Source organism: Lelliottia sp. EB106-05-01-XG201 (assembly GCF_058791735.1).
In genome coordinates this window covers 4,216,275-4,230,036 of record NZ_JBYTDV010000001.1, presented here as the reverse complement: position 1 = coordinate 4,230,036, position 13,762 = coordinate 4,216,275, and the positions used below count along the sequence as shown (strand labels likewise).

Annotated in this window: 16 protein-coding genes; 10 read left to right on the top strand and 6 right to left on the bottom strand. The window is 54.7% G+C overall.

Annotated features, from left to right (window positions below):
* The first annotated feature begins 13 nt into the window (after positions 1 to 13).
* Together AC3WS9_RS19730 and AC3WS9_RS19725 are read left to right on the top strand one after the other, a co-directional pair.
* Positions 14 to 1,468 (top strand): NAD-dependent succinate-semialdehyde dehydrogenase, encoded by a 1,455-nt coding sequence (locus tag AC3WS9_RS19730; RefSeq protein WP_282491873.1) that lies wholly within the window; start codon positions 14 to 16, stop codon positions 1,466 to 1,468.
* 48 nt (positions 1,469 to 1,516) lie between these two features.
* A complete protein-coding gene (locus AC3WS9_RS19725) occupies positions 1,517 to 1,789 on the top strand; it encodes a barstar family protein (RefSeq protein ID WP_285148110.1) in 273 nt (90 codons plus the stop codon).
* 68 nt (positions 1,790 to 1,857) lie between these two features.
* Here the strand turns inward: AC3WS9_RS19725 and yhcN (AC3WS9_RS19720) are convergent, their stop codons facing one another.
* The 3 genes from yhcN (AC3WS9_RS19720) to argR form a co-directional block, all read right to left on the bottom strand.
* Positions 1,858 to 2,124 carry a peroxide/acid stress response protein YhcN gene (yhcN, locus tag AC3WS9_RS19720; RefSeq protein WP_102105510.1) on the bottom strand — a complete coding sequence of 89 codons (267 nt, stop codon included), beginning with the start codon at positions 2,122 to 2,124 and terminating at the stop codon, positions 1,858 to 1,860.
* Between the two features lie 106 nt (positions 2,125 to 2,230).
* Entirely contained in the window at positions 2,231 to 2,494 is a 264-nt protein-coding gene (gene yhcN / locus AC3WS9_RS19715; RefSeq protein ID WP_282491868.1) for a peroxide/acid stress response protein YhcN, read from the bottom strand.
* 374 nt (positions 2,495 to 2,868) lie between these two features.
* Positions 2,869 to 3,339: a transcriptional regulator ArgR gene (gene argR, locus AC3WS9_RS19710; RefSeq protein WP_100778698.1), complete on the bottom strand. Its 471-nt coding sequence runs from the start codon at positions 3,337 to 3,339 to the stop codon at positions 2,869 to 2,871.
* 405 nt (positions 3,340 to 3,744) lie between these two features.
* On the opposite strand from argR, the gene mdh reads away from it, so the two are divergent.
* A complete protein-coding gene (gene mdh / locus AC3WS9_RS19705; RefSeq protein WP_095283614.1) occupies positions 3,745 to 4,683 on the top strand; it encodes a malate dehydrogenase in 939 nt (312 codons plus the stop codon).
* 57 nt (positions 4,684 to 4,740) lie between these two features.
* Here mdh and degS read toward each other — a convergent pair whose 3' ends face one another.
* The 3 genes from degS to zapG form a co-directional block, all read right to left on the bottom strand.
* On the bottom strand, positions 4,741 to 5,808 hold the full coding sequence (degS, locus tag AC3WS9_RS19700) for an outer membrane-stress sensor serine endopeptidase DegS (RefSeq protein WP_282491908.1): 1,068 nt from the start codon (positions 5,806 to 5,808) through the stop codon (positions 4,741 to 4,743).
* Positions 5,809 to 5,896: 88 nt separating this feature from the next.
* A complete protein-coding gene (degQ, locus tag AC3WS9_RS19695) occupies positions 5,897 to 7,264 on the bottom strand; it encodes a serine endoprotease DegQ (protein WP_492489983.1) in 1,368 nt (455 codons plus the stop codon).
* 169 nt (positions 7,265 to 7,433) lie between these two features.
* Entirely contained in the window at positions 7,434 to 7,832 is a 399-nt protein-coding gene (gene zapG, locus AC3WS9_RS19690) for a Z-ring associated protein ZapG (protein ID WP_095283611.1), read from the bottom strand.
* A gap of 189 nt (positions 7,833 to 8,021) precedes the next feature.
* Between zapG and zapE the strand changes: the two genes are divergently transcribed.
* The 7 genes from zapE (at position 8,022) to nanA (ending at position 13,624) form a co-directional block, all read left to right on the top strand.
* On the top strand, positions 8,022 to 9,146 hold the full coding sequence (zapE, locus tag AC3WS9_RS19685) for a cell division protein ZapE (protein WP_492489980.1): 1,125 nt from the start codon (positions 8,022 to 8,024) through the stop codon (positions 9,144 to 9,146).
* Positions 9,147 to 9,427: 281 nt separating this feature from the next.
* Complete coding sequence (gene rplM / locus AC3WS9_RS19680; RefSeq protein WP_095283609.1) at positions 9,428 to 9,856, top strand: 50S ribosomal protein L13; 429 nt, start codon at positions 9,428 to 9,430, stop codon at positions 9,854 to 9,856.
* A 15-nt stretch (positions 9,857 to 9,871) separates the two neighbouring features.
* The gene (gene rpsI / locus AC3WS9_RS19675) at positions 9,872 to 10,264 is read left to right on the top strand and encodes a 30S ribosomal protein S9 (RefSeq protein ID WP_064543072.1); all 393 of its coding nucleotides are present in this window, start codon (positions 9,872 to 9,874) and stop codon (positions 10,262 to 10,264) included.
* A 309-nt stretch (positions 10,265 to 10,573) separates the two neighbouring features.
* Positions 10,574 to 11,212 (top strand): stringent starvation protein SspA, encoded by a 639-nt coding sequence (gene sspA, locus AC3WS9_RS19670; protein ID WP_100778703.1) that lies wholly within the window; start codon positions 10,574 to 10,576, stop codon positions 11,210 to 11,212.
* Positions 11,213 to 11,217: 5 nt separating this feature from the next.
* Positions 11,218 to 11,715, top strand: coding sequence for a ClpXP protease specificity-enhancing factor (gene sspB / locus AC3WS9_RS19665; RefSeq protein ID WP_285148113.1), 498 nt, complete (start codon positions 11,218 to 11,220; stop codon positions 11,713 to 11,715).
* Between the two features lie 112 nt (positions 11,716 to 11,827).
* Positions 11,828 to 12,610, top strand: coding sequence for a transcriptional regulator NanR (gene nanR / locus AC3WS9_RS19660; RefSeq protein ID WP_282491854.1), 783 nt, complete (start codon positions 11,828 to 11,830; stop codon positions 12,608 to 12,610).
* A 120-nt stretch (positions 12,611 to 12,730) separates the two neighbouring features.
* The gene (gene nanA / locus AC3WS9_RS19655; RefSeq protein ID WP_492489977.1) at positions 12,731 to 13,624 is read left to right on the top strand and encodes an N-acetylneuraminate lyase; all 894 of its coding nucleotides are present in this window, start codon (positions 12,731 to 12,733) and stop codon (positions 13,622 to 13,624) included.
* Positions 13,625 to 13,762: the final 138 nt, after the last annotated feature.

Below are 13,762 nucleotides of genomic sequence, written 5' to 3'. Positions count from 1 at the left end.
ATCAGGAGGACACATGACCACCCAGGCACTCCAGGACAATGCGCTTTTTCAAACCGGATATCTGGTAGACGGCATATGGAAAACGCTGGATACCACCTTTGACGTGCTCAACCCGGCCACGGGAGAGGTCGTCGCGAAAGTCGCAAAAGCCGGTAAAAAAGAGACCGAAGAGGCCATCGCTGCGGCAAGCCGTGCTTTTCCCGCGTGGCGCGCGAAAACCGCGAAAGAGCGCTCGACCATTCTCTATCGCTGGTATGAACTGATTATCGAGAATAAAAGCTGGCTTGGCCGACTGATGACCACCGAGCAGGGCAAACCGCTGAAAGAGGCGGAAGGCGAAGTCGAGTACGCCGCCAGCTTTATCCAGTGGTTTGCCGAGCAGGCGAAACGCGCCAACGGCGAAATCATTCCCCCGATTAAACCCGGCTCGCGCATTCTGGCTACCCGCGAACCGATCGGCGTAGTGGCGGCCATCACGCCGTGGAACTTCCCGATGGCGATGCTGACCCGCAAACTCGGCCCGGCGCTGGCCGCAGGCTGCACCGGCGTGATCAAACCCGCCAACAACACGCCCCTCAGTGCCTTTGCGCTGCTGACGCTGGCGAAAAAAGCGGGCGTACCAGACGGCGTGCTCAACGCTGTTGCCGGGAATACCCATGAGATCAGCGACGCCATCATGGCCAGCCACGAGGTGCGCAAAATCTCCTTTACCGGTTCGACCGCCGTGGGTAAAACCCTGGTGCGTAACGCCGCAGAAACCATGAAAAAAGTCTCCATGGAGCTGGGCGGTAACGCGCCTTATATCGTTTTCGACGATGCGGACATCGATGCCGCCGTGAAAGGGGCTATTGCCAATAAATTCCGCAACGCGGGGCAAGTGTGCGTCAGCGTGAACCGCTTCTATATCCAGGAAGCCGTCTACGACACCTTTGTGAGCAAACTCGCCGATGCGGTGAACGCCCTGAAAGTGGGTAACGGTCTGGAAGAGGGCGTCGTCGTGGGTCCGCTGATTGAATCTGCCGCTGTCGACAAAGTGCGTGAGCACGTCGAGGATGCGGTGGCGAAAGGCGCTACGGTGCTGGCGGGCGGGAAACCGCACTCGCTTGGCGGTAATTTCTGGCTGCCGACGGTGCTGGGCGATTGCCACGAAGGAATGAAACTGGCCGAAGAAGAGACCTTTGGTCCGGTCGCGGCCTGCTTCCGCTTTACCTCCGAAGAGGAGGTGATCCAGCGCGCGAACAACACGCCGTTTGGCCTTGCCGCCTACTTCTATACGCAAAATCTGTCGCGCGTCTTCCGCGTCTCGCAGGCGATTGAGAGCGGCATGATCGGCATTAACGAATGTGCAGTCTCGACGGAACTCGGTCCGTTCGGCGGGGTGAAAGAGTCGGGGCTGGGACGAGAGGGATCGGTACTGGGGCTGGAAGAGTTTCTGGAAGTCAAAACCCTGCATATCGGGGGATTATAATTATCGTCAGGGCGGCGCAGGCCGCCTGTCTGGACGGGGTGGCAGGCAATGAATATCACTACTTTTGATTTTGATGAAATCGACAGTCAGGAAGACTTTTACCGCGAATTTTGTCGCGCTTTTGGATTAGAACGGGAAAAGGTCACAGATCTGGATTCTCTGTGGGATGTGGTCATTGGCGACGTGTTGCCTGTCCCGCTGGAGATCGAGTTTATCCACCTGCCGGATAAGCTCCGCCGACGCTTTGGCGCGCTGGTTCTGCTGTTTGATGAGGCGGAAGAGGAGCTGGAAGGGCAGCTACGTTTCAACGTTCGTCATTGATTTACAGACATAAAAAAGCCCCTGACAAAGTGTCAGGGGCAAGTCGTATGATGAGATACGACGAGGGTTTATTTATACAGTTCAGCCGTTGCGTGCCAATGGTCACCCTGATTCAGTTCGGTGACGCGATAGCTGCTGGCGCCTGCTTTTTCAGCTTTAGCGGCTAATTCCTGACGGATATCCATCGGAGAGCCCGCGACTGAAGAGACGGATACGCTACCCATTGATTGCAGGTTTTGTGCTTGCTCTGAATTCACCTGATGCACAGCGGCGCTGGCACCGAAAGAGAGAACAGAAGCTAAGCCAAGGGTTGCGATGATTAATTTGGTGTTCATAGTCGTACTCCTGAAATGTGTTATCCCAACGGCGAGAAGGGTTGTACCGCTATTTTTATGCCTGGTGCCGTTGAGTTGATAATGTCGTTACTTCTATTGATGAAACTTATTTGTACAGCTCAGCCGTTGCGTGCCAATGGTCGCCAGAACGCGCTTCGATGATGCGGTAAGAAGACGCACCTTGTTCAGCCGCTTTCTTGTTCAGCATCTCGTGCATATCCATCGGAGAAGAGCTGACAGCACCCACAGAAACGGTGCCGATGGCCTGACGGGATTGCGCCTGATCAGCGTTGATAGAGTCGGCAGCAAATGCACCGAATGACAGGACAGACAGGACGCTCAGAGCCGCTACAGTCGTTTTGATTTTCATGATTCTTTACCTCGTCGAATTTATTGGGGTCTTTCGTTTCGTGACCCTCATCACAAAATCAAGTATACACTAGTCACGGCAAAAATTAATACCACGCTAATTATTCCGTAGGTAATTACGTGTTAACCAGTCACGTTTTTATAACCAAATTGCATAGAAATGATCGTTTTTTCGTCACATTGAGAATGGATACATAAGTAAATCATAGGGATATGAAACTTTGATTTTTTGTGCGATTTGTTGATTTACGATTCACTGGATGAATAAAAACAGGCAGGTAAAAGCACTATTTGCAAAAGTAACGGCAACAGAATGGGGAGGTTAACGAGACGGGGGCAGAAGATTCCCCGCTGCGAGGGCAGCAGGGAAGAAGATTACAGCTCTTGTTCGAACAACATCAGGATCGCTTCGTAGAGATCTTTAACGGAGAAACCGTTCGCCGGCGTGGTAAAGATAGTGTCATCACCCGCGATGGTGCCGAGGATCCCTTCTGCTTTACCCAGTGAATCCAGCAGGCGGGCAATCAGCTGCGCTGCACCAGGACTGGTGTGGATCACCACGACCGCGTCGTTGTAATCAATATCCAGCACCAGGTTCTTCAGCGGGCTGGAGGTGGTCGGCACGCCCAGCTCGGCTGGCAGGCAGTAGACCATTTCCATTTTGGCGTTGCGGGTACGCACGGCGCCAAACTTGGTTAACATACGGGAGACTTTCGACTGATTAATGTTCTCGAAACCTTGTTCCTGTAAAGCCAGAACAATCTCTCCCTGAGAACTGAATTTCTCTTCTTTGAGCAGCGCTTTGAACGCCTTCACTAATTCTTCTTGTTTTGACGAGCTACGCATAAGTCACCCGGAATATGACGAAAGAAACTTCATTATTATGCATGTAAATGAATTTTTATGCAAATTATCTGCCCGAAGCCAGGCTGAAATAATGTTATGAAAGGGAGTGATTTTATCAAATTCCGTTATCAGAAAACATGCCTGCATCACGGCACGCAAATAACCTTAAAAGTAAATTAAATGTTATCAAAATGATGTTGTTTTGCTGGCGAGTGAGGGTGTATTGTAACCACCGTCTTGATTGGCTACTTCGTTGCCACAGCTTGCTGAGTGCATACCGGCATAGATGAAAGGCGCGTGACCTCAAATTCTTTAGCTACGAAAATTGTAATTATTTACCTGCTGAATTAATGTCGCCGCAACGGAGTAACAGATATTAAAGTTAACCATAATAAGGAGTTTAGGATGAAAGTTGCAGTCCTCGGCGCTGCTGGTGGTATCGGCCAGGCGCTTGCCCTACTACTGAAAACCCAACTGCCTTCAGGCTCAGAACTCTCCCTGTATGATATTGCTCCGGTCACCCCTGGTGTCGCTGTTGACCTGAGCCACATCCCAACAGCTGTGAAAATCAAAGGCTTCTCCGGTGAAAACGCACGCCCGGCGCTCGAAGGCGCAGACGTGGTGCTGATCTCCGCGGGCGTTGCCCGTAAGCCTGGCATGGACCGTTCCGATCTGTTCAACGTCAACGCCGGTATCGTGAAGAACCTGGTGCAGCAGATCGCAGAAACCTGCCCGAAAGCCTGTATCGGTATCATCACTAACCCGGTCAACACCACTGTGGCTATCGCTGCAGAAGTGCTGAAGAAAGCGGGCGTGTACGATAAGAACAAACTGTTTGGCGTGACCACGCTGGACATTATCCGCTCCAACACCTTCGTGGCAGAACTGAAAGGCAAACTGCCTTCTGACATCGAAGTGCCGGTGATCGGTGGTCACTCTGGCGTGACTATCCTGCCACTGCTGTCCCAGATCCCAGGCGTGAGCTTCTCCGAGCAGGAAGTGGCTGACCTGACCAAACGTATCCAGAACGCGGGCACCGAAGTGGTGGAAGCGAAGGCGGGTGGCGGCTCTGCAACCCTTTCTATGGGCCAGGCGGCTGCGCGTTTTGGTCTGTCTCTGGTTCGCGCCCTGCAAGGCGAGAAAGGCGTGGTGGAATGTGCGTATGTGGAAGGTGACGGCGAACACGCCCGCTTCTTCTCACAGCCGCTGCTGCTGGGCAAAAACGGCGTTGAAGAACGTCAGTCAATCGGCAAGCTGAGCGCGTTTGAACAACAAGCGATGGAAGGCATGCTCGATACGCTGAAGAAAGATATCACCCTGGGCGAAGAGTTCGTTAACAAGTAAGCGAATGCCAGGCGATAAAAAACCGGAGCCATAATGACTCCGGTTTTTTTATGCCACTCAGTTGGTGGCCGGGTATTCCTGGATGGTGACCTGAATGGTCAGCTTCTTATCATTACGCATGACTTCCACCGGAATGATGGAACCCGGGCGAATCTCCGCCACCTGGTCCATGGTCTCCAGCGCTGACACCGCCGGCGTCCCGTTCACCGACACAATCACGTCGTTGACCTGCAGTCCTGCCGCGGCCGCCGGGCCACCCGGGGTGACTTCGTTCACCACGATACCCTGAATCTGATCGATTCCGCCGCCCTGACTATGCATCGGCGCGATTTCACGCCCGCCAATCCCAATGTAGCCGCGGATCACACGACCGTCGCGGATCAGCTTATCCATAATTTTGGTCGCCAGCTGGAAGGGGATCGCAAAGCCAATCCCTTCCGGCGTCTCGCCGTCGTTGCTCTTATCAAACGATAGGGTATTAATGCCCATCAGTTCGCCCAGCGAGTTCACCAGCGCGCCGCCGGAGTTCCCGTGGTTGATAGAGGCATCCGTCTGCAGGAAGTTCTGCCGCCCTGACGGGTTCAGGCCGATACGACCGGTGGCGCTGATAATCCCTTGGGTAATGGTCTGGCCCAGGTTATAGGGGTTCCCGATCGCCATCACCACGTCGCCGATATGCGGCGTGCGTTTACGGTTAATCGGAATGACCGGTAGCCCGCCCGTCGCTGTGATTTTCAGCACGGCGAGGTCCGTCAGACTATCTGACCCAACCAGCAGGGCTTCAAAGACACGGCCATCCTGCAACGCCACGATAATCTGATCGGCGTCGTTGATGACGTGCTTGTTGGTAATGATGTACCCGCGCTCGTCCATGATCACGCCGGACCCGAGCGTGCGGATCTCCAGCTGATTATTGGCGGAACTGTTGAGACCGCGGTTATAGACGTTAACCACGGCAGGGGCCGCACGGCGAACCGCCTGGTTGTAACTCACCGGGGTTTCATCCGTACTGTCGAATTGAGGCGCCGCCAGTTTGTTGAACTGACGTAAAGAGGGCATTGCAGCCAGTAATAAACCGCCAACAACCAAACCGATGGCGACCGAACGAAAGAGCTTAAGAACCATGATGCGGGCGTCGTTAATTAAGGAACGGTTGCAGCATAACATGACTTATCCGGACATCACACGCAGCGGTGATGTCCGGCGTCAGTGCTTAGCGTAATAAGATGTAGAGCGTATCGTTGCCGCGGACGATTTGCAGGGCAATCACCGTCGGTTTGCTCTCCAGCACTTTGCGCATTTCCGCGATTGACTGCACGCGGTTGCGGTTCACCCCGATGATCACGTCATCCTGATGCAGACCCGCCTGTGCGGCCGGGCTGCTCTTCTCGACGCTCTCAATGGTGATGCCTTTGGTACCGTCTTTCAGCTGTCCGTCGCTCAGGGCCGCACCTTGCAGGGCAGGGGCGATCAGCTCAGCGCTGGCCGATGCCGAGGTGCTTTTATCCAGCGTCACTTCCACGTCGAGCGGTTTGCCGTCGCGCAGCAGGCCGAGTTTCACTTTCGTGCCCGGTTCCGTGGTGGCGATGCGCGAGCGCAGTTCGGCGAAGCTGCTGAGCGGCTTACCGTTCAGGCTGACAATCACGTCGCCCGATTTCACGCCCGCTTTCGCCGAGCCAGAATTAGCCAGCACTTCGCTGACAAAGGCCCCGCGCTGCACGTTGAGATTAAAGGCTTTGGCAATATCGGCGCTCATCTCCATGCCTTTGATGCCCAGCAGCCCGCGTTTCACTTCGCCGGATTCAATCAGCTGCTGAGCCAGGGTTTTGGCCATATTGCTCGGAATAGCAAAGCCGATACCGATGCTGCCGCCGCCCGGCGCGAGGATCGCGGTGTTAATCCCGATCAGCTCGCCGTTGAGGTTCAGCAGGGCACCGCCGGAGTTCCCGCGGTTAATAGAGGCGTCAGTCTGGATAAAGTTCTCCAGTCCTTCCAGATTCAGGCCGCTGCGACCGAGCGCCGAGACAATCCCGGAGGTGGCGGTCTGGCCTAAACCAAACGGGTTGCCGACGGCCACGGCGAAATCACCGACGCGCAGTTTGTCGGAATCCGCGATAACAATTTGCGTCAGGTTGCTGGGGTTTTGAATTTGCAGCAGCGCGATGTCGCTCTGGTCGTCGCCGCCGATCAATTTGGCGTCAAACTCGCGACCGTCATTCATCTGCACGCTGATTTTATCGGCCTGGCTGATGACGTGGTTGTTGGTCAGCACGTAACCTTTAGCTGCGTCAATGACCACGCCGGAGCCGAGCCCTTCAAAGGGTTGAGCCTGCTGATCCGGACCGTCTTCACCGAAGTATTTTTTCAGCTCTTCCGGCACGCGCTGGCTTTGTGCCGCGGTGCCTTCCACTTTCACACTCACGACCGCAGGCAATACTTTTTCAAGCATCGGCGCCAGGCTTGGGATCGCCGCTGCGCCAGGCACTTGCGAAGGAAGCGCCGCGGCCGCAGGCCAGGACGCCGTCAAAGATAACCCGACACTTAACGCTATCGCGCTTAACAGCTGGTTTTTTTTCTTCATTGATGCTGGCTCTCGTTGCCTGGAGTAAGGAAAAACGGCCCAAAAACAGTTTGATGTTATTGAATTTTAAACCACTGAACAATGCGGCAATTGACTAAATAATAGCTGGGAAGGGAAAGAAAGGACGGGCGCGATGACGGCGCCCGTGAAATAGTTCGTAGATGTGCGATTAATCGCGTTTTGCGCCACCGCGCAGCAGGCCGGATGCTCCGTCGGAGTAATCACGTGGCATCTGTACCGGCGCCTGATCGTTGCTGGCTTCAGACTCTGCCAGACGATTGCGGAACGGGTTGGTGTCACCGCTCAGTTCCGGCAGCAGGCTGCTGGAGCTTTTCGCCATGTGCTGATACAGCTGACGATAATCTGTCGCCATGTTATCCAGCAGTTCGGCGCTACGGGCAAAGTGGCTGACCAGCTCTTCACGATACTCTTCCAGCTCAGCTTTGTTCTTTTCCAGTTCATACTGCAGCGACTGTTGCTGACGCAGTTTGCGATTACCAAAACGCATGGCCACGGCACCGATGGCGATACCGACGACTAAACCAATTAGCGCATATTCCCAGGTCATGAACTTCTCCCGTTGTCTTGTTGTTCCGTAGGGTAGTGGCTCGGCTCCTGCCTGTGCCTGATTATGCCACTATAACCGCTATTTCTTCAGAAGTGGAATCCTGACGCATCATCGCGTACTGTAGAACGGCCTTTTTTTCGCCAGTCACGCTCGCTGGCGAGGTTTAATTGAAGGAATAACAACAAGATCATGCAAAGCCTGTCCCCCACATCGCGTTACCAACAAGCCCTGAACGAGGGCACTCACCAGCCCGATGACGTTCAGCGTGAAGCCGTTCATCGCCTCGATGTTATCTATCAGGAATTGACTCAACAAACGCCCGCCCCCGCGCAGAGCGGCGGTCTGAAAGCGGCGTTTGGTCGATTGCTGGGAAAAAAAGAGCCGCAGAGTGCCGCGCCTGTTCGCGGCTTATATATGTGGGGCGGCGTAGGCCGGGGGAAAACCTGGCTGATGGACATGTTTTATCAGAGCCTGCCGGGCACCCGTAAACAGCGTCTGCACTTCCACCGTTTTATGCTGCGCGTCCATGAAGAGCTGAACGCTCTGCAGGGCCACACCGATCCGCTGGATATCATCGCTGAGCGCTTTAAAGCCGAAACCGACGTTTTGTGTTTCGACGAGTTTTTCGTCTCGGATATCACCGACGCCATGCTGCTCGGCGGCCTGATGAAAGCCCTGTTTGCGCGCGGTATTACGCTGGTGGCCACCTCCAACATTCCGCCGGACGATCTCTATCGCAACGGTCTGCAGCGCGCGCGGTTCCTGCCCGCTATTGATGCTATCAAAGCACACTGCGACATCATGAACGTCGATGCGGGCGTGGACTATCGTCTGCGCACGCTGACCCAGGCGCACCTCTGGCTGTCACCGTTAAATGATGAGACGCAAAGCCAGATGGACAAACTCTGGCTGGCCCTGGCCGGTGCTAAGCGCGACAAAGCTCCGGAGCTGGAAATTAACCACCGCCCGCTGCAAACCCTGGGCGTTGAAAACCAGACCCTGGCCGTCTCTTTCGCGACGCTGTGTGTCGATGCCCGCAGCCAGCATGATTACATCGCGCTTTCGCGCCTGTTCCATACGGTGATGCTGTTTGATGTCCCGGTGATGACGCCGCTGATGGAAAGCGAAGCCCGCCGCTTTATCGCGCTGGTGGATGAGTTTTACGAGCGCCATGTGAAGCTGGTGGTAAGCGCCGCTGTATCCCTGTATGAGGTGTATCAGGGCGAGCGGCTGAAGTTTGAGTTCCAGCGCTGCCTGTCGCGCCTGCAGGAAATGCAGAGCGAAGAGTATTTGAAGCGCGCGCATATGCCTTAAATACCGTGACTTACCGTAGGCCGGGTAAGGCGTAGCCGCCACCCGGCAATTCCCCAGTGAAAACCTTGCGACTAATCACATTTAAGGGTCGATCTTTGACCTCGACTTCTCTATAATCTTGCGACCCCACGTTACGAGAAGGTTTTTTTCCCAAAACTTTCTATGTGCTGGCATAGGCTATTCGAAGGGGTAGGTTTGCCGGACTTTGTCGTGTGAGCCTCAACTTTTAAAACGTTTGGGTGTTCACCAACGTGTAACTTATTTATTTGGGTAAGCTTTTAATGAAAACTTTTACAGCTAAACCAGAAACCGTACAGCGCGACTGGTATGTTGTTGACGCGACCGGTAAAACTCTGGGTCGTCTGGCTTCCGAACTGGCTCGTCGCCTGCGCGGTAAGCACAAAGCGGAATACACCCCGCACGTAGATACCGGTGATTACATCATCGTTCTGAACGCAGAAAAAGTTGCTGTAACCGGCAACAAGCGTGAAGACAAGGTGTACTACCACCACACCGGCCACATCGGCGGTATTAAACAAGCGACCTTTGAAGAGATGATTGCCCGCCGTCCTGAGCGTGTGATTGAAATCGCGGTTAAAGGCATGCTGCCAAAAGGCCCGCTGGGTCGTGCTATGTACCGTAAACTGAAAGTTTACGCAGGCAACGAGCACAACCACGCGGCACAGCAACCGCAAGTTCTTGACATCTAATCGGGATTATAGGCAATGGCTGAAAATCAATACTACGGCACTGGTCGCCGCAAAAGCTCCGCCGCTCGCGTGTTCATCAAACCGGGCAGTGGTAAAATCGTTATCAACCAACGTTCTCTGGAACAGTACTTCGGTCGTGAAACTGCCCGCATGGTAGTTCGTCAGCCGCTGGAACTGGTTGATATGGTTGAGAAATTCGATCTGTACATCACCGTTAAAGGTGGTGGTACTTCTGGTCAGGCTGGTGCGATCCGTCACGGTATCACCCGCGCTCTGATGGAGTACGACGAGTCCCTGCGTGGCGAACTGCGTAAAGCTGGCTTCGTTACTCGTGATGCTCGTGAAGTTGAACGTAAGAAAGTCGGCCTGCGTAAAGCACGTCGTCGTCCACAGTTCTCCAAGCGTTAATCTTTTTTCTGCTTCGGCAGAGAGATTGGCGAAAAACCCGCTTCGGCGGGTTTTTTTTATGGATAATCCGACGGTTATCCACAGTATTTATTTGATTCTCAGCTCTTTTTCCGTATTTCCAGAATCCCCTCACCACAAAGCCTGCAAAATCTGGTAAACTATCATCCAATTTTCTGCCCAAATGTCAGTGAATACACCACTTTTGTTCGATTTTTGAGCGATAGAGTTTGTTCCTGGGATGGGTAACAAATCATCTGGCTGGCCCCCGGGCCGGTAGCAGTAATATTCTGAATATACCTGGAGGTTTTCATGGCTGTCGCTGCCAACAAACGTTCGGTAATGACGCTGTTTTCTGGTCCTACTGACATTTATAGCCATCAGGTTCGTATCGTGCTGGCCGAGAAAGGTGTCAGTTTTGAGATCGAGCATGTGGAAAAGGATAACCCACCTCAGGATCTGATCGATCTCAACCCGAACCAGAGCGTACCAACGCTGGTGGATCGCGAGCTGACCCTGTGGGAATCCCGCATCATTATGGAATATCTGGATGAGCGATTCCCTCATCCGCCGCTGATGCCGGTTTATCCGGTTGCGCGTGGTGAAAGCCGCCTGTACATGCAGCGTATCGAGAAAGACTGGTACACCCTGATGAACGTGATCGTGAACGGTTCATCCTCTGAAGCAGACGCGGCGCGTAAGCAACTGCGTGAAGAGCTGCTGGCGATTGCTCCGGTGTTTGGTCAGAAGCCATTCTTCCTGAGCGACGAGTTCAGCCTGGTCGATTGCTACCTGGCTCCGCTGCTGTGGCGCCTGCAGGCACTGGGCGTAGAGTTCAGCGGTCCTGGCGCGAAAGAGCTGAAAGGCTACATGACTCGCGTGTTTGAGCGCGACTCTTTCCTGGCTTCTCTGACAGAACCGGAACGCGAAATGCGTCTTGGTCGAGGTTAACGATTGTGGAAATGTCACAGCTGTCTCCACGCCGTCCGTATCTGCTGCGTGCCTTCTATGAATGGCTGCTGGACAACCAGCTTACGCCGCACCTGGTAGTGGATGTGACGTTACCGGGCGTGAGCGTTCCGATGGAATACGCACGTGATGGGCAGATCGTTCTGAACATCGCGCCACGCGCGGTGGGTAATCTTGAACTGGCTAACGACGAAGTGCGCTTCAACGCGCGTTTCGGCGGTGTTCCGCGTCAGGTTTCTGTGCCGCTGGCTGCTGTTTTGGCTGTCTACGCACGTGAAAACGGTGCGGGTACGATGTTTGAGCCGGAAGCGGCTTATGACGAAGATGTCACCAGCCTTAACGATGAAGACGGTTCACCCGCCAGCGAAAGCGAAACGGTGATGTCGATCATCGATGGCGACAAGCCGGATCACGATAACGACAATGACCCTGATGACGATCCGCCGCCGCGCGGTGGCCGTCCAGCGTTACGCGTTGTGAAATAACTGAACAGGCCCGATGGGCCTGTTTTGCTATTCAGGGCTTTTCGCCCAGCCAAAAATCCTGTGTTATGATGAATCGTTGTCACTGATTGTCACTCTTCTGACCCGAGTCTTTATGAAACCATTTGATCTTCAGGCGGAAAATTCAACCGAAACCCTTGGTCGCAGTTTGCGTCGTCGCCCGCTGGCGCGTAAAAAACTCTCCGATATGGTGGAAGAAGAGCTGGAGCAGATGATCCGCCGTCAGGAGTTTGCCCAGGGTGAACAACTCCCTTCTGAACGTGAACTGATGGAGTTTTTCAACGTCGGTCGCCCGTCGGTCCGCGAAGCGCTGGCCGCCCTGAAGCGCAAAGGGCTGGTGCAGATCAACAACGGCGAACGTGCCCGCGTCTCAATGCCTTCAGCCGACACCATCATCAGCGAACTCTCCGGCATGGCGAAGGATTTCCTCACCCAGCCGGGCGGTATTACCCATTTCGAACAGCTGCGGCTCTTTTTTGAATCGAGCCTGGTGCGTTACGCGGCGGAATACGCCACGGACGAACAGGTGGAACGCCTGTCGAAAGCGCTGGAAATCAACAGCCAGTCCCTCAACGATAACGCGCTGTTTATCCGCTCTGACGTCGATTTCCACCGCGTACTGGCGGAGATCCCCGGCAACCCAATCTTTATGGCGATCCACGTCGCGCTGCTCGACTGGCTGATCGCCGCCCGTCCGAAAGTCTCCGACGCCGAGTTGTATCAGCACAACGACGTGAGCTATCAGCAGCATATCGCCATTGTTGACGCCATCCGCCGCCGCGATCCCGATGAAGCTGACCGCGCGCTGCAAACCCATCTCAACAGCGTTTCCGCCACCTGGCACGCCATCGGCCAGGGATCCAAAAAGAAAAAATAACGATCCTTTAGTGAAGCAGATCGCAATATAAGCGTTCTGTATGGGGTGCTGATTATTTGATCTGGTATAACAGGTATAAAGGTATATCGTTAAACAGACCAGACATCACTTGAGGTATCTATGGCAAAGCAATTACGTGGCGTGATGGCCGCACTCCTGACCCCGTTCAATTCACAACAGGCGCTGGATAAAGAGAGCCTGCGCCGCCTGGTGCAATTCAACATTCAGCAGGGTATCGACGGCCTTTACGTGGGCGGCTCAACGGGCGAAGCCTTTGTGCAGAGCCTCGCCGAGCGCGAGCAGGTGCTGGAGATCGTGGCGGAAGAGACGAAGGGCAAAGTGACGCTGATCGCCCATGTCGGCTGCGTCAGCACGGCGGAAAGCCAGCAGCTCGCGGCCGCGGCCAGCCGTATCGGCTTCGACGCTGTGTCGGCGGTCACACCCTTCTACTATCCCTTCAGCTTTGAAGAACACTGCGACCACTACCGTGCAATCATTGATTCGTCGGATGGTTTGCCGATGGTGGTGTACAACATTCCGGCGCTGAGCGGCGTGAAGTTATCCCTCGATCAAATTAATACGCTGGTGACGCTGCCGGGCGTTGGCGCCCTGAAACAGACCTCCGGCGATCTCTTCCAGATGGAGCAGATCCGCCGCGCGCATCCGGATCTGGTGCTTTATAACGGCTACGACGAGATCTTCGCCTCCGGTCTGCTGGCGGGCGCGGACGGCGGGATCGGCAGCACGTACAACATCATGGGCGCGCGCTATCAGGCGATCGCCAGCGCGATCCGTGAAGGGGACAACGCCACCGCGCAGCGTCTGCAAAGCGAGTGCAACAAGGTTATCGACCTGCTGATCAAAGTCGGCGTGTTCCGTGGCCTGAAAACCGTTCTGCACTATATGGACGTGGTCGCCGTTCCGCTGTGCCGTAAGCCTTTTGCTCCGGTCGCGGAGCAGTACCTGCCAGAGCTGAAAGCCCTCGCAGAGCAACTGCTGGCTGAGAAGCGCTGATTCCTTGCCGGATGGCGCTTCGCTTATCCGGCCTACAAAACACGATCAATTCGTATACACGTAGGCCGGATAAGGCGAAGCCGCCATCCGGCAAAAGCACACACACATGTACGCCGGATGATGCGAACCCATCGTCCG